Source organism: Chitinophaga sp., from assembly GCF_035761305.1.
Taxonomy (GTDB): domain Bacteria; phylum Bacteroidota; class Bacteroidia; order Chitinophagales; family Chitinophagaceae; genus Chitinophaga.
On sequence record NZ_DASTRI010000171.1, the window covers coordinates 1 to 20,119 of the forward strand.

The 20,119-nt window shown below is 50.1% G+C and carries 14 protein-coding genes; 10 read left to right on the plus strand and 4 right to left on the minus strand.

All coding sequences use genetic code 11. From position 1 onward, the window contains the following. The first annotated feature begins 460 nt into the window (after positions 1–460). The 7 genes from VFS25_RS14660 (at position 461) to VFS25_RS14690 (ending at position 10,470) form a co-directional block, all read left to right on the plus strand. Complete coding sequence (locus VFS25_RS14660; protein WP_326462909.1) at positions 461–1,312, plus strand: energy transducer TonB; 852 nt, start codon at positions 461–463, stop codon at positions 1,310–1,312. A 177-nt stretch (positions 1,313–1,489) separates the two neighbouring features. Beyond that, positions 1,490–4,075: a phosphoenolpyruvate carboxylase gene (locus tag VFS25_RS14665; protein ID WP_326462910.1), complete on the plus strand. Its 2,586-nt coding sequence runs from the start codon at positions 1,490–1,492 to the stop codon at positions 4,073–4,075. Positions 4,076–4,270: 195 nt separating this feature from the next. Continuing rightward, positions 4,271–5,686 (plus strand): NADP-dependent phosphogluconate dehydrogenase, encoded by a 1,416-nt coding sequence (gene gndA / locus VFS25_RS14670; protein ID WP_326462911.1) that lies wholly within the window; start codon positions 4,271–4,273, stop codon positions 5,684–5,686. Between the two features lie 82 nt (positions 5,687–5,768). Next, positions 5,769–7,271 carry a glucose-6-phosphate dehydrogenase gene (zwf, locus tag VFS25_RS14675; protein ID WP_326462912.1) on the plus strand — a complete coding sequence of 501 codons (1,503 nt, stop codon included), beginning with the start codon at positions 5,769–5,771 and terminating at the stop codon, positions 7,269–7,271. A gap of 99 nt (positions 7,272–7,370) precedes the next feature. Beyond that, complete coding sequence (pgl, locus tag VFS25_RS14680) at positions 7,371–8,093, plus strand: 6-phosphogluconolactonase (protein WP_326462913.1); 723 nt, start codon at positions 7,371–7,373, stop codon at positions 8,091–8,093. A gap of 182 nt (positions 8,094–8,275) precedes the next feature. Next, entirely contained in the window at positions 8,276–9,730 is a 1,455-nt protein-coding gene (locus VFS25_RS14685; protein ID WP_326462914.1) for an alpha-L-fucosidase, read from the plus strand. Further along, entirely contained in the window at positions 9,727–10,470 is a 744-nt protein-coding gene (locus VFS25_RS14690) for an amidohydrolase family protein (RefSeq protein WP_326462915.1), read from the plus strand. The genes VFS25_RS14685 and VFS25_RS14690 overlap by 4 nt, the downstream gene beginning before the upstream one ends. Positions 10,471–10,585: 115 nt before the next feature. Here the strand turns inward: VFS25_RS14690 and VFS25_RS14695 are convergent, their stop codons facing one another. The 4 genes from VFS25_RS14695 to VFS25_RS14710 form a co-directional block, all read right to left on the minus strand. Further along, complete coding sequence (locus tag VFS25_RS14695; RefSeq protein ID WP_326462916.1) at positions 10,586–12,172, minus strand: FMN-binding glutamate synthase family protein; 1,587 nt, start codon at positions 12,170–12,172, stop codon at positions 10,586–10,588. 102 nt (positions 12,173–12,274) lie between these two features. Then, positions 12,275–13,546: an RNA polymerase sigma factor gene (locus VFS25_RS14700; RefSeq protein ID WP_326462917.1), complete on the minus strand. Its 1,272-nt coding sequence runs from the start codon at positions 13,544–13,546 to the stop codon at positions 12,275–12,277. A 9-nt stretch (positions 13,547–13,555) separates the two neighbouring features. Continuing rightward, positions 13,556–13,903 (minus strand): YciI family protein, encoded by a 348-nt coding sequence (locus tag VFS25_RS14705; RefSeq protein WP_326462918.1) that lies wholly within the window; start codon positions 13,901–13,903, stop codon positions 13,556–13,558. Positions 13,904–14,012: 109 nt separating this feature from the next. Beyond that, on the minus strand, positions 14,013–14,843 hold the full coding sequence (locus VFS25_RS14710; protein ID WP_326462919.1) for a mechanosensitive ion channel family protein: 831 nt from the start codon (positions 14,841–14,843) through the stop codon (positions 14,013–14,015). Between the two features lie 230 nt (positions 14,844–15,073). Between VFS25_RS14710 and VFS25_RS14715 the strand changes: the two genes are divergently transcribed. The 3 genes from VFS25_RS14715 to VFS25_RS14725 all read left to right on the plus strand — a co-directional run bounded on the left by VFS25_RS14715 (position 15,074) and on the right by VFS25_RS14725 (position 19,438). Then, a complete protein-coding gene (locus VFS25_RS14715; RefSeq protein ID WP_326462920.1) occupies positions 15,074–17,659 on the plus strand; it encodes a phosphatidylglycerol lysyltransferase domain-containing protein in 2,586 nt (861 codons plus the stop codon). A 122-nt stretch (positions 17,660–17,781) separates the two neighbouring features. Continuing rightward, on the plus strand, positions 17,782–18,462 hold the full coding sequence (locus VFS25_RS14720) for an AcvB/VirJ family lysyl-phosphatidylglycerol hydrolase (RefSeq protein WP_326462921.1): 681 nt from the start codon (positions 17,782–17,784) through the stop codon (positions 18,460–18,462). Between the two features lie 697 nt (positions 18,463–19,159). After that, the gene (locus VFS25_RS14725; RefSeq protein WP_326462922.1) at positions 19,160–19,438 is read left to right on the plus strand and encodes an HTH domain-containing protein; all 279 of its coding nucleotides are present in this window, start codon (positions 19,160–19,162) and stop codon (positions 19,436–19,438) included. Positions 19,439–20,119: the final 681 nt, after the last annotated feature.

Consider the following 20,119-nt stretch of genomic DNA (forward strand, 5'->3'; position numbering starts at 1 on the left):
TCTATGCCATAAATGCCCAGGTAGTTGGTGGCAAAAAACACCGCATCTACCCTGGAGCTTTTAAGGTACTTGGTAATTTCCTGCGTATGCCCTGCTGTTCATTGGCCTGTATATACATACAGGAGGGGTATAAAGGTAAAAGGCGTTGCTGCCGTAAGCCTGGCCTGTAGCGGCCGTGGTTGTTATTCATTAAAAGTTGTTTGCTGTAAATAAATGCTCCGGATGGTTAGCGGGCCGGTATGTTTGCCAATTTATTGGTGGTAAATTTTGTGCAATGTGCCGCCCGCGCCCCGTGGCATTACCAATACAGCACCGCCACAGGTATTGCATGCAGTATAAGAAACAATACTTCCTTTAGCAAGATAGGAGCTCCGGTCCGGATGTCAATCCAGACCGGCCCTTTTTTACTATTCCCATATGGAAAGTTTCCGGTGTTTGCATCTTATAGGAAACTTATACCATGATGACCTCAACTACTATCCCCGGCAACGATTTTCTTGACATTCTTTTCAACGGCAGGAACAAAGATTATGGCGCTTATGCGCTACGCCGCAAGTATGACCAGCGGGTACGCAATGCTATCATGGGCACGGCTTCCATCGCATTAGTGATAATAGGAGGCTATATTGTGAACAACCATGTAATGGCATCCCACACGCCTATACGAAATGTAGTACCGGTAGTAGATCCTATTAAACTGTCTGACGCGGTATTACCTCCTGAACAGCTAACCCCTCCTCCGCCGCCCCCGCCCCCCAGTACACCGCCGCCGGCCAGGGCCAGCGTGGCTTATGCAACGCCCGTAGTGTCAAGTGAGGCTTTGGAAACAGAAGTGCCGCCGGTTACGGCGCTGGAACATAATTCCGTGGGTCTTACCAATACCACGGGCGATATAAACGGCATAGATGCCGACCAGCTGCTGCCACAGGCAGGCGCCGGCGGCATTGTGGAAGCGCCGGTAGTTGCCGAGCGTGAAGACCGCGAGCATATCTGGACCGGCGGGGTGGAAATAATGCCTTCTTTCCCCGGCGGCATGGAAGCGCTGGGCCGCTACCTGTCATCCCACCTCCATTACCCGCGGATGGCATTGGAAAATAATATTAGCGGTATCGTGTATGTGCAGTTTGTAGTGGATTATGAGGGCAATATAAAAGATGTAAAGCTCGCCGGCATCCCTAAAGGCGGCGGGCTGGATGAAGAAGCCCTGCGCGTGATCAAAGGCATGCCCAAATGGAAACCCGGTAAGCAGAACGGGCACCCCGTATCGGTACTGTATAACCTGCCGGTACGGTTTGCGATGAAAGAGATTTAAGTTAAATAATTACGGGGGAATATACAACGGCAGACGGCCGTAAAAAGCAGCGGGCCACCTTACCGGGCGGCAGCCTTTTTATGGCCGCTGCCATTTTATTGTGCGTTACCGGCTTTTTGCTTTCACCTTTCTGCATTTATTCGTACTTTTCGTGCGGGAATCAGCAAATCAGTTAGCATGGAAGCTCCGGTTAATAATACATTACAGTTGTTCAAGAACCTGGTAGGAACTAAATTTCAACTTTATAACAGTCTTTTTACTTCACTACCTTTTCACCGCGTTGAAAAGACGGGTATTTTTCTTTCCTTATTTCTGCTCCATTGTGAGGAAGGTTTTGCCAAAGAGCAAAGCCCGGATGAAATATTGAGCTCCTTTTTTGAACAGTATACCACTTACCGCGATGAGCAGCAGCAGCTGGACCTGTTATTCCGCTTTGTACAATACTCGGAGCGGCAGGTAGTATTATTTGATGCGCTGGAGGACGCCGCTTTCCGCGATATCCGCGATACGCAGGGGCCTGGCTCGTTGCGCCAGCTGGCCTCACAGGTAATACAGGGGCAGGCAGAGGAGGCCCTGGCTAAGAAGCTGGAGGATTTTTCCGTACGGCTGGTGCTTACTGCCCACCCCACACAGTTCTATCCCGGGGAGGTGCTGGGCATTATCAACGATCTTTCCAACGCCCTCATAAATGATAATACCGCGCAGGTTAATATGTACCTGCAGCAGCTTGGCAAAACCCCTTTCTTTAAAAAGGAAAAACCCACGCCGTATGATGAAGCCATTAGCCTGGTGTGGTTCCTGGAAAATGTGTTCTACCAGGCTGCCGGCAGGGCCGTGTCTTATCTCAAATCGCACTTTCCGCAGGCGCCGGTGAACGCCCACAATGCGCTTATCCGTATGGGTTTCTGGCCCGGCGGCGACCGGGATGGTAATCCCTTTGTAAAGGTGCCTACCACCCTGCAGGTAGCTGATGCGCTGCGGGGGGCCATTATAAAATGTTACTACCTGGATGTGCGCAAGCTCAAACGCCGCCTTACCTTCAAAGGCGTGGAAAATGAGCTGGCCGCCCTGGAGCAAAAGCTGTATAGTAACCTGTTCATACCCGGCCAGCGCACGGATCTTTGCCGCAGTGAAATACTGGACACGCTGCTGCGCATCCGCGATACCATACAGCAACAGCATAACGGGCTGTTTATACACCTGGTGGAAGCGCTGATTACCCGCGTAGAGCTGTTTGGATTATTTTTTGCATCGCTGGACATCCGGCAGGATAGCTCTGTACACAGCAAGTTAATGGAAGCCATCGCGGAGGTAAGCAATGCCCTGCCCAAAAATTATACATCCTTACCGGATGAGGATAAAATAAAAGCCCTGCTGGCTGTTAATAAAACCGTAGATAGCAGCCTGCTGAAAGAAGACCTGCATAAAGATGCGCTGGAAGCCGTTAAAGCGGTGCAAACCATACAGCAAACCAATGGAGAGGAAGGCTGCCACCGCTATATTATCAGCCACAGCACCAGCGCCCTTGATGTAATGGAGGTGTACGGCCTGTTCCTGATGGGCGGCTGGAAAAAAGAAGCGCTTACCATTGATATTGTGCCCCTGTTTGAAACCATCGACGATCTGCGGGCGGCCGGAAATGTTATGCGATCCCTTTATGAAAATAAGGAGTACCGCCAGCACCTTCACCGGCGCGGGAACAAACAAACCATTATGCTGGGCTTCTCAGACGGCACTAAAGATGGTGGCTACCTGATGGCCAACTGGAGCATATATAAAGCCAAAGAGGAGCTGACAAAGCTTTCCCGGGAAGCCGGAATTGACGTGATATTTTTTGACGGCCGCGGTGGTCCTCCCGGCCGTGGCGGTGGTAAAACCCACCAGTTCTATGCCTCCATGGGCCGCAATATTGCCAATAAGGAAATCCAGCTTACCATACAGGGGCAAACGGTTAGCTCTAATTTCGGCACCGTAGATGTTGCGCAGTTTAACCTGGAGCAGCTGATACATGCCGGCATTACCAACGAGCTGTTCTCATCGCGTGAAGTAACGCTTACCGCTGCTGAGGAAGCCCTGCTGCAAAACCTGGCGGATGTAGGATATGAGGCCTTTAACCAGCTGAAGCACCATCCTAACTTTATCGATTACCTGGAGCGTACCAGCCCCTTGCGTTATTATGCTGAGGCTAACATCGGCAGCCGTCCATCCAAAAGGAATGCCGCCGCCAGGCTTAACCTGAACGACCTGCGGGCTGTTCCTTATGTAGGCGCCTGGAGCCAGCTAAAGCAAAATGTACCGGCCTTTTACGGCGTTGGTACTGCGTTGCAGCAGTTGGAAAAAGAGGGCAAGTGGGACGAGCTGAAACACCTGTACCGGCATTCCCTGTTCTTTAAAACCCTGCTGGATAACTGCGAGATGGCCATGATAAAAAGCTACATGCCGTTAACTGCTCACCTGGCCAAAGACCCGGTATACGGGCCTGTTTGGACGATGATCAACAACGAGTTTGAGCTTACCAAAAAATACCTGCTGCAGCTGTCCGGTTCTGCCACACTTATGGGCAGTACCCCCACAGAGCAGCTGTCAATATTAATGCGCGAACGTATAGTGCTGCCGTTAGTAACCATCCAGCAATATGCGCTGGGCCGCATCCGCGCGCTGGAACAGCAGGATGATAAAGGCAACGGGCATAAGGAGGTGTTTGAGAAGCTGGTAGTGCGCTGCTCTTTTGGTATCATTAATGCCGGCCGTAACTCTGCGTAAAGCAAAAATTAAAAGATAAAAAGCAAAAATTAAAAAGTTGAACGAATGCAGCTTATACAAAGTAAAAAGGTAAAAAGTAAAAGTAAAAAACGCGAAGCTTAAACAAAATATCATCCCTTTTGCTTTTTGCTTTTTACTTTTTGCTTTCAGCGTTTTTGTCCTAATTTTACATCTCTTTCACTTTTACTTTATCTTATGTCAAACAGCTTATATGATTTTGGAATGATTGGCCTGGGTGTAATGGGCAGAAACCTGTTACTGAATATGGCCGATCATGGTTTTTCCGTTATCGGATTTGATAAGGATGCTACTAAGAACGCTGCCCTGGAATCTGCTGCCACAGCAGGAACCACGGTAAAAGGGGTAGCAGAACTGGCCACCATGATCCAACTGTTGCAGCGGCCCCGCCGGGTAATGATGCTGGTGCCTGCCGGTCAGCCGGTAGACGATGTAATTGCTTCCCTGCTGCCGTTGCTGGAGCCGGGCGATGTAATTATTGACGGAGGTAACTCGCATTATACAGATACCCTCAGAAGAGTAAAGTATTGCCGGGAAAAGCAGCTGCATTTTATGGGCATAGGCGTTTCCGGTGGTGAAATGGGCGCCCGTACCGGGCCCGCCATTATGCCGGGCGGCGATAAAGAGGCATATGAAAAAGTACGCCCTATGCTGGAAGCAGTGGCCGCCAAAGTAAAAGGGGAGCCCTGCGTAGCCTACTTAGGTAAGGAAGGCGCCGGCCACTACGTAAAAATGGTGCATAACGGTATTGAATATGGTATTATGCAGCTGATCAGCGAAGCATATGCGTTGCTGAAGCAAACCGGTTTGGATAATGACCGGCTGCATAAAATATTTGCCTCCTGGAACCAGGGGCCGCTGCAGTCTTTCCTGGTAGAGATAACAGCAGACATATTTTTGCAGCAGGATGATAAGACCGGCAAGCGCCTGGTAGATGTGATCTCCGATAAGGCCGGTTCAAAAGGCACCGGTAAGTGGACCTCACAGGACGCCATGGACCTGCCGGTAGCTATACCGGTTATTGACACCGCCGTTGCATTACGTACGTTAAGCGGTTACAAGGAAGAGCGCGTACAGGCGGCAGCGTTATACAAAGCGCCGGCTGCAGGTATTAACACCCCTGCTGATACCTGGATTCAGCAGGTGCATGATGCCCTGTATTTTGGCACTATCATGAGCTATGCACAGGGTCTGGCCATGCTGCATAAAGCATCTGAAGAGCTGAAAATGGAAATACCGCTGCCCCAGGTGGTGAAGGTATGGCGCGGCGGCTGCATCATCCGCTCTGTACTGCTGGAAACTTTTGCTGAAGCATACCAGCAGTCGCCTGAGCTGCCCAACATCCTGCTTAACAAAAAAGTAGCAGACCTGGTGCAGCCCATTGAAACCAATACCCGCACCTTGATAGCGCAGGCCGCACAGGCAGGCGTACCGGCAGCAGGTTTAATGGCGGCATTATCTTATTTTGATGCATACCGTACGGAAAGAATGCCCACTAACCTGGTACAGGCGCAGCGGGACTACTTCGGCGCACATACCTATCAGCGTATAGACATGCCCGGTACTTTCCATACCGTTTGGGAACAACATTGAAAGGCTTTTAGTCTTAGCTGTTAGCAGGTAGCCATATCTAATTATACTGCCGGTCAACTGTAGCAGCAAAAAATATAATTTTATGCAAGAACACAAACGTCCACCTGCTTCCATCCTGTTTATCTTTGGCGGCAGCGGCGATCTGAACTACCGCAAACTCTCACCCGCCTTATATAATCTTTTCCTGGACGACTGGATGCCGGAAAAATTTGCCATCATCGGCCTGGGCCGCACCCCGTATACTGATGAGGCTTACCGCGAGCACCTGCTGGACGGCATCAGCAAATTTTCCCGCCGTAAAAGTGAGCAGAATACCCACTGGGCCGACTTCTCCAAAAATGTAAGCTTTTTGCAGCTGGATGCGGAAAATGCAGAGTCTTATGATGAGATGTCCGACATTGTAAAGCAAAAGGAAGAGGAGTGGGGCACCCATCCCAATGTGATCTTTTACCTGGCAGTGGCGCCGCAGCTGGTGCCCTCCATTGCACGCAAGCTGGGCCGCATGAACCTGTGCAGCGATAAGCACAATACCCGCATTGTGGTGGAAAAGCCTTTTGGCCACGACCTGCAAAGCGCGCATGAGCTGAACGAGCTGCTCACCAGCATGTTCTCCGAAGAGCAGATATTCCGTATCGATCACTACTTAGGTAAGGAAACCGTACAGAACATACTGGCCCTGCGTTTTGCCAACGCCCTGTTTGAGCCGGTATGGAACCGCAATTTTATTGAACATATACAAATCACTGCAGCGGAAAGCGTGGGCCTCGAAGGCCGCGGCGGTTACTACGACCGCTCCGGTGCGTTGCGCGATATGGTGCAGAACCACATTCTGCAGATCCTTTGTATGGTGGCCATGGAAGCGCCGGTATCTTTTGACGCGAACGAGATCCGCAATAAAAAAGTGGATGTGCTGAACGCTATTCGCCCCATTAGCAAGGATAAAGTGCATGAATACGCTGTGCGCGGCCAATATTCCGGCGGCTGGATGAAAGGCGAACGCGTACCCGGTTACCGCGAAGAAAAAGGCGTAAAGCCCGGTTCCAATACAGAAACCTATGCAGCGGTAAAATTTTATATTGATAACTGGCGCTGGCAGGGCGTGCCCATTTATGTGCGCACCGGCAAATACATGCACCAGAAAACCACGCAGATTAACCTGCAGTTCCGGCAGGCGCCGCACTTTGCATTCCCCTCAGAGTCCGCGGAAACCTGGCGCCCCAACCGGCTTACCATCAGCATTAACCCGGAAATGGATATACGCATCCGCTTCCAGGCCAAACGCCCGGGCCAAACCATGACGCTGGACCCCGTGGAAATGGTGTTTAATTACGATGCCGCCTATGGCGAACATGCACCGGAAGCTTATGAAACATTGCTGCTGGATGTAATGGAAGGCGATGCCACGCTGTTTATGCGTGCCGACCAGGTGGAAGCTGCATGGAAGCTGATTATGCCAATCCTGGAAACCTGGGAGAACCGGGTGCCGCAGAATTTTCCCAACTATGCGCCGGACTCCTGGGGCCCGAATGACGCGGATGCGCTGATAGCACAGGACGGGCACAGCTGGATCAATTTGACGAAGTAAAAGTATTATAAATGTGCAGATGTGCAAATATGCAAATGTGCAAATGAGTAGAGCATAATGGCATTCCATCTGCACGTTTGCACATCAAACAATTGATTTATGGAGCTACACATTGCCAAAGATCCGCAGCAGCTGAGTGAAAACCTGGCCGCCTGGATCAGCAACTATATACTGGAAGTATTGCAGGACCAGGAGCAGTTTACATTTGTACTGTCGGGCGGTAACACGCCCAAACAGCTGTACGCACTGTTGGCAAAGGAGCCTTACCAGCAAATGATACCCTGGGAAAAGATCCATTTCTTCTGGGGAGATGAACGCGTAGTTCCGTTTGATGATGAGCGCAATAATGCCCGCATGGCGTATGAAACCCTGCTAACCCCCATGGGCATACCGGAAGGGAATATTCATGTAATGCGTACGGATATAATGCCGGAAGCTTCAGCAGAAGCGTATGAAAAATTGCTGCGTGACTATTTTAAAGACGCCGATGTAACTTTTGACCTGGTGCTGCTGGGCATGGGCGATGACGGGCACACGCTGTCGCTGTTTCCCGGCATGCCGGTAGTGCAGGAACAAAAAGCCTGGGTAAAAGCATTTTTCCTGGCTGCCCAGCATATGTACCGCGTTACCCTTACCGCGCCCGTGGTAAATAAAGCTGCCTGTGTGGTATTTATGGCTACCGGCGCAGGTAAAGCCTTAACGCTGAAGAACGTGATTGAAGGTACCTTTAATGCAGAGCAGTTTCCTTCACAGCTTATACGCCCGCAGGACGGGGAGTTGCACTGGTTTGTGGATGAAGCAGCAGCCAGCGCGCTCGAATAGCAGCATTAATTAATAATGAAGAATTAAGAATGAATAATTAAGGAGCAGAGGGAAGATAAAAGTATAACCATATTAAAGCGTATAAAGTAAAAGCACTTTATACGCTTTTTTTATTTAGTGCTTTTCCGCCTTTCGCTTTCCCTGAATATTCAGTATTTTACCTGCCGCTAAACTTCACCGTTATGAAAAGAACCGTACTTGCGGCATGCCTGCTGTTACTTTCTTTACAACCGCTATGGGCCCAGCATTATGAGCCCAACTGGGCTTCGTTGAATACACGTAAAATACCCGGCTGGTTCCACGAAGCCAAGTTTGGCATTTTTATACACTGGGGTGTATATGCAGTGCCTTCCTATGCGGTGGTAGGCCCCGGCGGTTATTCAGAATGGTACTGGCATAACCTTAGGGACACCGGTTCCGGCACACATGCCCAGGTACAGGCGTTTCATGACAAGCAATACGGCAAAGATTTCCCTTACAGTGGTTTTGAAAAGCAGTTCAATGCGTCATTATTTGATCCTGCGCAATGGGCAGAGGTGTTCCGCCGCGCCGGGGCTAAGTATGTGGTGCTTACCTCCAAGCATCACGAAGGATATTGTTTATGGAACAGCCCCTGGGCAGATAAGGCCTGGGGCCGTCCCTGGCATGCTGTAACCGGTACGCCTAAACGCGATTTGCTGGGCGATCTCACAGCCGCCGTACGTAAAACCGGCCTGCGCATGGGCTATTACTACTCGCTGTATGAATGGTATAACCCCTTATGGCTTACCGATAAGCAAAAGTATATTAAAGAAGTAATGCAGCCCGAGTTTAAGGACCTGGTAACACGGTACAAGCCATCTGTAATATTTTCAGACGGGGAATGGGAGCTGCCGGACAGCCTTTGGCATTCACCTGCCCTGCTGGCCTGGTTATATAATGAGTCGCCGGTAAAGAACGAGATTGTGGTGAACGACCGTTGGGGCAGCAATACCCGCGGGCACAACGCTGCCAGCACTTACCTTACCTCTGAATACGGCAGCGGTATGGAGCCTGGCGTGGTATGGGAGGAAAGCCGCGGCATAGGCCAGTCATACGGGTATAACCGTATGGAAAATGCAGACGATTATAAAAGCAGCCACGACCTGCTGCTGGCATTAATAGACATTGTGTCACGCGGTGGAAACCTGCTGCTGGATATTGGTCCTACGGCAGACGGGCGCATACCGGTAATTATGCAGCAACGCCTCATAGATATGGGCCGCTGGCTGGAGATCAACGGCGAAGCCATTTATGGTACGGAATCATGGCAGCATACGCGCCAATGGAGCCCCGGCCAGCAGCCATCTGTTAAAAAGGCGTCCTATATGGCTAATTACGATATTACCCGCATGATACAGCCCTCTAACGAGCATGCGCATATTGAAATGTTTTTTACCCGCAGGAACAATAACCTGTATTGCATTGTTCCTGTTTATAATAAGCAGCTGCTGTTACGTAATTATACGCTGCCGGCAGGGGCTAAGGTTAGCATATTGGGCAGCCAGGCAAACATCCGCGTAAAGCAGCAGGGAAAGGATTGTGTGCTGGACCTGTCCGCCCTGCACCCCGGCGATTTGCCGCAGCAGCTGTTTGTAATAAAAATTGCCGGCGCATGATCTTTGACGCACATTTTCATATCATAGACCCGCGGTTTCCTTTAGTGGCCAACCAGGGGTATCTGCCGCCAGCCTTTACCACGCAGGATTATAAAACCAGGGTGCAACATTTACAGGTGGCCGGCGGGGCAGTGGTATCAGGCTCTTTCCAGCAGTTTGACCAGCAATACCTGGTAGCTGCACTGCAGCAGCTGGGCCCTGGTTTTGTAGGCGTAACCCAGGTGCCGGAGTATATAACAGACAGGGATATACGACAGCTGCATGCATCCGGCGTTCGCGCAGTAAGGTTCAATGTGCAGCGCGGCGGCTCTGCTACGGTCGATCACCTGGAAACGCTTGCCCGCCGCGCCTATGATGTGGCAGGCTGGCATACAGAGCTGTATATTAACTCGCTGGAGCTGAAAGACCTTATGCCTGTGCTGAAGCGCCTGCCCCGCATTAGTATCGATCACCTGGGACTTTCAAAAGAAGGATTGCCTTATTTGCTGGAGCTGGTGGCGGAAGGCGCCAAAGTAAAGGCTACAGGCTTCAGCCGCTGTAATTTCAATGTAGTGGAGGTAATGCAGCAGATCTATGCGGTAGACAGCAGCGCCTTAATGTTCGGCACCGACCTGCCCTCTACCCGTGCGCCACAGCCTTTCACCGATGAAGACGTAGCGCTGGTAAAAGACAATTTCCCGGAAGAAGCAGCGCAACGCATCTTTTACAGGAACGCTAAAAGCTTTTATTTCCCCCGGTAAGCATAATAATTAAGAATTAATAATTAAGAATTAAGGGCTTGCGTTGACTGTAAAGAATAGGTTATCCTGCAGATAGCATGCTTTTAAGTTTTTCCTGTTTTCCTGCTCCCTTACATCAATTCCACTGTTCCTCACTGGCCCTATCCAGTTCGCTCCTCAGCATTTCATGCATACCCTGCCCGTTCAGGAACAAACCGGTGGCCACACTGGGATATATTTCCTCAAAGCTGCGCACCTGGTTCATAAATACCCGGCGGAAAATATGGCTGCGGGTAATTTCATGCGGACTGTTTAAGCCGGCTGCTGCTGTAAGCTCCATAGCGCTTTCAATGGTATCGCGGTGATAGTTGGCTACCCGGTGCTTTTTATCTTCCACCACCAGCCCGTTAGCCAGCCACTTATCTTGTGTGGCCACACCAGTAGGACAGCGGTTGGTGTTACATTCCAGCGCCTGTATGCAGCCGATGGCCATCATCATGGCGCGGGCGCTGTTGCAGCCATCGGCGCCAAGCGCCATAGCGCGCAGCACGTGGTAGCCCGTTAATATTTTACCGGAAGCCAGCAGCTTTACCTTGCTGCGTATATTAAAGCCCGTTAGGGTATCATGCACAAAGGCCAGGGCGTCCAGCAGCGGCATGCCCACGGAGTTGGAGAACTCGGGGGGCGCTGCGCCGGTGCCGCCTTCCCCGCCGTCAACAGTAATAAAGTCAGGGTAAATATTAGTGGCAACCATGGCTTTGCAAATAGCAAAGAACTCCCTGCGCTGGCCAATACACAGTTTAAAACCAACAGGCTTGCCTTTGCTCAGGCTGCGCATATGCGCCAGGAACTGCATCATTTCCCGCGGGGTGTTAAAAGCCGTGTGATAAGGAGGGGAGTATACCGTGGTGTAAGGCTTTACATGGCGGATGGCCGCAATTTCCGGTGTATTCTTGGCCGCGGGTAATATGCCGCCGTGGCCGGGTTTGGCGCCCTGCGAAATTTTCAGCTCTACCATTTTTACCTGGGGCAGCGCAGTTTTTTCCGCAAACAGCCGGTCGTCAAAATTACCTTCATCATTCCGGCAGCCAAAGTAGCCGGTGCCTATTTGCCACACAATGTCGCCGCCCTGGTTCAGGTGGTGCTTGCTAATGCCGCCTTCTCCGGTATTGTGCGCAAAGTTGCCCAGCCTGGCCCCGCCGTTCAGTGCTTCTACCGCATTGGCGCTCAGGGAGCCATAGCTCATGGCAGATACATTGAGAATGCTGGCCGCATACGGCTGTGTGCATTCACTGCCGCCAATGGTCACACGCGGATCTTTGTCCATTTGTTCAAAGCTCTTTGGTTGTATGGAATGGGCCATCCATTCATACCCTTCTGCATATACATTAAACTGGGTGCCGAAAGGCTGGGTATTCAGCTCCCGTTTGGCGCGCTGGTAAATGGTAGAACGGTCAACCCGGTTAATAGGGCTGCCGTCTGTATCGCTCTCCACAAAGTATTGATATATTTTAGGCCGCAGGTATTCCATCCAGTAGCGCATGCGCCCTACCACCGGGTAATTGCGCATAATAGCATGTTTGGTTTGCACCATATCAACTATACCGGTAATAACCAGGGGCACAATTGGCAGCAGCAGCCACCATACCCAATGAAAGAAATAGCCTAACACGCCTGTCAACAGCAGGGCGCCTGTTGCAAATACTATAAACTTTTTAGCCATAGCCCAACGGTTTAGACAACGAAAATAATTAATAATTAATGATTAATAGTTAAGAATAAATGCTGTAGTGTACCACCGCTATTCATTATTAATTATTCATTCTTAATTGTTAATTAAGCGCAGCTTCTCCCGTATCAGCTTTTGTTCTGCCTGTGAGGTGGTTAATGTTTGGGCTTTTGCCAGGTAATGTTGAGCCAGCGCGGTTTCGCCGGATTGCAGGTACAGGTCGCCCAGCACGGCGCTGTAAATGTAGTGGGTGTTCAATAGCTTTTCAATATCCGGTATGTGCATTACTTCGCGGATGGCGGTGGGTACATGGCCCAGCTGCGCCAGCACAATAGCCCGGTTAAGCTGTACTACGGGCATGGGTTTTTTAGCCAGCAGCAGGTCATACAGCTGCAGCATACGCTCCCAGTTGGTTTGCTCAAAGGAAGCTGCCAGGCAATGTTCCGCGGCAATGGCCGACTCAATGTGGTATATGCTAAGCTGTTCTCCAAAGGTAGATAGCCGCAGGTAGTAATAGCCTTTATCTATCAGCGCTTTGTTCCAGGTGTTCCGGTCCTGGTGCTGTAACAGCACAATGGAGTTATTTTCATCAATGCGGCTGTTAAAACGGGAAGCCTGCAGGCACATTAGCGATAGCAGCGCAAAGGTAGCAGGCTGTTTGCCCACCTGGTGCTCCGACAGTAACAGGCAAAGGCGCATAGCTTCCATGCAAAGATCTTCCCGGATCAGCTCATCTGCTTTCAGGGAATTATATCCTTCATTAAACAGCAGGTACAGCACGGTGTACACGGTTTCGAGCCGTGGCGGCAGCTGCCGGCCGGTGGGTATTTCCAGCTGTATGTCTTCATCTTTTATAAACTGCCTGGCGCGGTACAGGCGTTTTTGTATCACCGCTTCATTGGTAAGCAGGGCTTTTGCAATTTCCGCCGCTCCAAAGCCTGATACGGTTTTTAAGGTAAGCGCAATCTGGTCTTCGGCTTTCAGGGAAGGATGGCAGCAGGCAAAGATCATGCGCAGCTGGCTGTCGGTGATTTCCGTATCCAGGAATAGTTGCTGTACCGCATCTTCTGTGGCATGCTGCAGCTGGTAGGCCAGCTCCCCGGAAAGGTGCTGGAAGTGCTGCTGCCGGCGAATAATGTCCAGCGCTTTATTCCTGGCTACGGTCATCAGCCAGGCGGAAGGATTGTCAGGCAGCTGTTGAAAAGACCATGTTTGTATTGCCTTTAAGAACGCCTCCTGCACCACATCTTCAGCCAGGGATAAGTTGTGCATGCCGAAAATACGTGTCAGCACGGCAATCATTTTCCCCGACTCGTGCCGGAAAAGATGGTCAACAATTTGCTGTGGTGAGGAGGCGCCCGGTTGCATAACGGAGGGTTACATACCGTCAAATTTCATTACTTCCCTTACTTCCACACTGCCGTTCAACTGCAGGTCAGGGCAGCCTTTGGCCAGCTCAGTAGCTGCTTCCAGGGAATCGGCTTTTACAACAATGTAACCGCCCACCAGCTCCTTGCTTTCTGCAAACGGGCCGTCGGTAACTACGGCGCTGCTGCCGCTTACCGTTTTGCCCTGCGGTAACAGGGGCTCCCCGCCTACATAAATGTTTTTGGACTTGAACTGGTCTATCCAGGCAAACCACTGCTGCATATTGTCCTGCATTTCCTTAGGGGATAAATTAGCTGCACTGCTGCCGCCGCGGAAAATGAACATGAAATCTTTCATAATGAAAGGCGTTTGTAGGTTGAAAAAATATGAATAACAGTGTAATGACGGGTGGAAAATTCCCCGCAGGACAAAAATGAAAAAAAAATTTCAGAAGGGCCTTTGAAGGTTATATCATTTTATGCTCCCGCAGCACCGTGGTTACCCGGGTTATAACATCGTGCATGGCCTGGTCGTAAAGGTCGTTATCATGGAGGGTGTCGGTATCATAGGTGATCCAGCAGTTTACCGTTACTTTTACGTTAACACCGTCAATATTGGAAAACAGCACCTGCAACGGCCGGTCTGTGGTAAGGCGGGGCACGTCTTTTAACGCCTGCTGCAGCAGGTTCTGTGCGGCGGGCATCTGCTCGTTGGCAATGGGCACATTAAAGGTGAGGCTGATGCGGCGTACCGGGGTAAGGGAGTGATTGATAATCGGTTTCTGGAAAATTTCCTTGTTGGGGATAATCACATGCAGCCCGTCCAGCGTACGCAGGGTGGTGGAGCGCAGCTGTATGTGCTCTACATTGCCGGTAAAGCCGTTGGTTTCTATCTGGTGGCCAACATCAAACGGTTTGCGGAAGGTGATAAAAATGCCGGATATAAAGTTGGCGGTAAGGTCCTGGAAAGCAAAGCCCAGCGCCAGGCCGATAATACCTGCACCCGCCAGCAGCGACGACACTGTTTTATCCAGCTGCAGCACATTCAGCGCAATAAACAACCCCACAAAACAAAAGAACAGGTAAGCAATGCTGGAAAACAGCCCGCTAACCGCTTCGGTGTGGGTGAGCCGGAGCACCAGCCTGTACACCAGCTTCCTGATAAACCTGGACAGCATAAAAAAAAATGCCAGCACCAGTATGGCCACTGCCAGGTTGGGCAGCATTTTAACAGCAGTTTCTAACCAGGAATGCAGCTTGTTATAAATTAACCGTGTCCATTGTGTATATGCCATCATAATATATAGAAATTAATGTAGTCATACAGGAACGTAAATAATTATGCCGTTTTTGAACGCTGCGCCGGCGGCCGTTAACCCGGAAAGGTGGATGCGTAATGCCGCCTGCATTGCGGAAAATGTTGCACATACCGGGCCTTAAAATCCGATTAATATTGCCGGGTCCTGTAAGCCGCCATACAACTTAAACGTAGCTTTGGGTGTTAAAGTTCAAATCCTATGGCCGTTTTATGCCGCTAAAATTTAAGCCGCCGGTTGCATTGCTGTTGCGTAAGCTGCATATAAAGGAGTTGCTGGCTATCCTGTTCCTGCTGCTGGCCATTTACTTTTTCCGGCAGGAACGGCAGGAGCTGCGCGCGCTGGTACCTGCCATGATGCAGGCCGGCCGGGTATGGATCACTGCCGGTGTGCTGCTTACCTGCGCCTATATACTACTGCAGGCGCTGATGTACTATTACAGTTTTAAAGCGGTGCAGGCGCGGCTGCCCTTATATTTAGGCATTGAGCTGTTCCTGAAACGCAACCTGCTGTCGGTGTTTTTACCTGCCGGCGGTGTAAGCTCATTAATGTATTTACCCCGGGGGCTGCGGCATGCCGACATTCATAAGCACCAGGTACACCAGGCATCGGGCATTTATGGCTATGTAGGTATTTTATCGGTGTTCCTGGTGGGTATACCGGTGGTAGGACTGGCCATACTGCGCAACCCCGATATGAAACGCGCCCTGCCGGGCCTGGCTGGCATTTGTTTGGTGCTGGCGGCAGGCATATGGGTGTTCAGGAGCGTGCAGCAGAAAGGTATCGTATATACGTTGCTGTTAAAATATTTTCCATCGGCAACAGCGCACCTGGACGAGATATTTTCCTTTCAGCTGCAGCGCGGGGCCTTTGCACAAACAGTATGGGCCTCTGTTGGTATAGAGCTCACCGGTATTGCCCACCTGTATGTGAGCATGCTGGCCACCGGCGTTACGCCTTCGCTGGAGGCAGCCTGCGTGGGTTATATTATAGCTACCATCTTTTTAATTATTTCTCCTTTTTTGCGTGGCCTGGGCGCCATAGAGCTATCCCTTGCCTGGCTGCTGAAGAGCTATGGCTACAGCACGTTGCAGGCGCTGGAAATCACTTTGCTGTACCGCTTGTTTGAGTTTTGGCTGCCACTGGCCGCGGGCGTGCTGGCCTTTGCGCTCAGGGGGCGCGAGCTGGTGTTACGCCTGCTGCCGCCGGTGCTTATATTTTTACTGGGCATGGTGAACATTTTTTCCGTGCTTACGCCGCCGCTGGCCGGTCGTTTACAGCTGCTGCGCGCATACATACCGGTGGCGCCCATTCATGCATCCAACCTGCTGGTAGTGTTTCTTGGACTGGTGCTGCTGGTTACTGCTACTTTTTTGCTGCGCGGATTGCGCAGCGCCTGGCTGGTAGCGCTGGTGGTGTCGCTGCTGTCGGCCATAGGCCATATCGGTAAGGCCCTGGATTATGAAGAGGCGCTGCTGGCGCTGGCTACGGCTGGTATATTGATTGCCACGGCCAGCCAGTACCGCCAGAAAAGCAACCCGCAGCTGATGAATATTGGCGTGGTTACAGCACTGGGCACCTTTGCAGTGGTGCTGGTATTTGGCGCTGTTGGTTTTTATTTTTTAAAGGCCCGCCACTTTGGGATCGACTTTACCTGGCAGCATTCCCTGCGCGCCGCCTTTCACGGTTTTATGCTGCTGGAGGATGATGAGCTGCGGCCGGTAACCCGTTTCGGAAGGGAGTTCCTGAGCGCCATCCGTGTGCTGGGCGTTAGCGCATGGGCATTTTTATTTTATACTATCATCCGCCCTTACCTGCAGGTGCAGCAAAGTAACACCGCCCTGGAAAAGGCTCGCTTTTACCTGGGGCAGTATGGCGACTCTGCCATGGATTATTTTAAAGTGGGAGAAGATAAGCTCTTATATATATCCGACCAGCTGCAGGGATTTATTGCCTACCGCGTGGCCAACGGTTTTGCCATTGTGCTGGAAGAGCCGGTGTGCAGTGAAAACGACAAGCTGGCCATGCTGCAGGAGTTTGAGCAGCAGTGCCGCAAAATGGGCCTGCGGCCGGCTTTTTACAGGGTAGATGAGGAAAGCGTTTTTTACTTTAACCGGTTGCGGAAAAAGAAGCTGCTGATAGGGCAGGAGGCGATTATGGATATTCGCAATTTTACCCTTACAGGTAAGGATAAAAAATCTTTGCGGAACGGGTTAAACAGCCTGGCTAATAAAGGATATGTAACCGCGTTGCGCCGTGCGCCTTTGCCTGCTGCATTGGTGCAGCAGCTGAAAGCCGTATCTGACGAGTGGCTGCAGCAGTATGAAGTAAAGGAAATGACCTTTTCCCAGGGCCTGTTTAACGCCGCAGCCATACAGGCGCAGGACGTAATTACCGTGAGCAATGCCGCCGGGGAGGTGGTGGCTTTCCTGAACATGATACCGGATTATGCGCCGGGAGAATGCACCTACGATATGATCCGCAAGCGCACCGATGCGCCGGGCGGCGTAATGGACGCCATGATTATTGCGCTCATACAGGATGCGCAGCAACGTGGTTTACAGTACCTGAACCTGGGGCTGGTGCCCATGTCGGGCATAGCCCAGCCGCAAAACACGGCCGAGCAGGTGGTAAAGTTCGCATATGAAAAGATCCGCGCTTTCCGCCATTACCAGGGGCTGCGGGAGTTCAAGGAAAAGTATGCCACTACCTGGACCAATAAATACCTGGTATATGAGCATGATTTTGACCTGCTGCAGCTGCCTGCAGCGCTGAGTAAGGTAATGCAGCCGAAGTAGCTGTTATTGCAAATTATTAATTACGCATTGGGAATTGGGAAGTGTGCTGCAAAGGGAATCCATTGAACCGCCGCCCAGCTAATTCGTGATTCGTAATTGAATAATTCGTAATTGAATTAAACATGTATATACGTGAATTGCTCCTGGTGATCCTTTTCCAGGGGATTTTTTTAATAGTGCAGGCGCAAACACCGGTAGCAGCGCTGCCGGTAACGGCCATGTCGCCGGCAGGTAGCGGCCAAAACCCGCTGGTGTTTTTTATTACCGGCGATGGCGGCATGAAAAAGTTTAGTGTAAGCATGGTAAATGCGTTTACCCAAAAGGGTTATGCCGTAGTAGCGCTGAATGCCTTAAAATATTTCTGGAAAAAGAAAACGCCCGAACAGGCGGCAGCAGATGTGGCTGCCTTGTTAACCAGCTATGGCAGGCAGTGGGGGCATCGTACCTTTTTGCTGGTAGGCTATTCCATGGGAGCCGATGTGCTGCCCTTTATTTATAACCGGCTGCCGGCCGGCTTGCAGGCGCAGGTGCAGCGGCTGGTGTTTATATCGCCTTCGCGGTTTACCGACATGGAGGTGCATGTATCTGAAATGCTTGGTAAAACGGCAGATAATGGTATGAGCGTGCCTGCTGCTATGAACCGCATTACCACCAAGCCGTTGTTGTTATTGTTTGGCGAAGGAGAAAATGATTTTAACCTGCAGGAGCTGCACATACAAAACTACCGGCATAAGGTGCTGCCGGGCGGGCATCACTATGATAATGATGCAGGAAGCGTGGTGCAAACCATTTTTCAGGGTTAACATTCCATTAACCGCTCACAAAATAAACCGCAGTATAATTGCAAACAGCAATGCGGTACCGGATAGCTATATGATACTACTGGTATTTGATACCCTGGAGGCCTGGAGTAAACAGGGCGGTTCCTTTCCTGCTTTTATATTGCCGTTGTTAACAGGCTTTGCAGGTGTTTGCTGTACCTTGCCGGCATTACGGCCGGCAAGATTTTTTTATTTCTGTTAACATGCAATTAACTGTTAACCGAATAGAATGCATTAACATTGTTTGCGAAACTCCATACCATCCTGCATTGTCAGTCATTCCCTCACATTGTCCCCGGGGAGTGTACACTACTATTTACCTGTTAGATACCATACTGCAATCCTATTGCAGTGGAGCTTGCTAAATTGCATTTAATGCCTGACCGGTAAAGAAGCCTTATTAAATTACCCTCGAAAAACCCATGTATCATGAAGTACATACGGCACTCGTTTACAATGAAGCAAACGCAAATGTGGGCACAGCAAGCCAGAGCGGGAACAACGGAAACTATTGCCTTAACTCTTTTACCAGCAGTATTTTAGCAGAAAACAGTTGAAACAGATGATGTTGGTTGTATTCAAAGGGTTAATAGTTACCAGAATAAATGTATTTGAATTATTTTGGTGTAATGATATGTATAAAGTAAATTCCATTACCCGTTAAACCCCCCTATGCTACATGCCCAAACGTTATTTTGAAAGGTTACAAACAATTGATTACCTCATCCGCATTAAAGGTACCGGCAAACCCGCACAGTTGGCCAAGCGGTTACGTATATCCGAACGTACCCTGTATGAATTCCTGAAAATGATGAAAGACCTGGGTGCGCCTATTGAATATGACCGGTATAAGGAAAGCTATTATTACGCGGAAAAAGGCGGTTTTAATATCCGCTTTGTAAAAAACCTGGCTGCTGCTACAGCTATACTCGCTACTTTTTTTATTGATTACTGGTAAGCTTGTGTGGCGACCTGTACACCAGGTGCCGGTTTATACTGTTTATTATCAATGCTTTGTACAATTGCTCCTGCCCCTGTTACCATTGTTCGCTGGATATTTTAACCCGGTTAACCTCGTATTAACTTTCTCCTTAACACCTGATTAACTCATAAAAAAATATAAAACCTCAATTTCACGCCCGAATATCCAAATGGGATATTCATTCTCACACTGAATATAAAAGACGGTTTAGATTACAAAACTAGCAACGCGGGTTTCTTTTTAGTCACCTGCTGTTTTTTATCATGCTAACCGTCAGTATATGTTGCTTAAAAAAGTGTAGAAGCCTATCGCCTTGGCAGACCGCGTTCCGCTGCTATTAATTATTCATTCTTAATTATTCATAATAAACCGCCGGAGTAGACACTCAGGCGATATGTTATATAACGATAGGAAAAAGAATGCAATGCTTATTGCATTACATTACAATGTTACAACAGTATTTACCCTTAATAGTTAATCATCGGTTAATAATGAAGGTTAACTCATTGCAAAAAAAACATCCCCCGCAGTAAACACTACGGGGGAACGAAGTCCGTTTAAGGCGGTACAATACCATCCCGGCCCATGATACTTTTGGGGTTAATTTTTAACGGTACTTGGGCTTGCACCGGACCTCCTGAATTAAAAACCAACCAT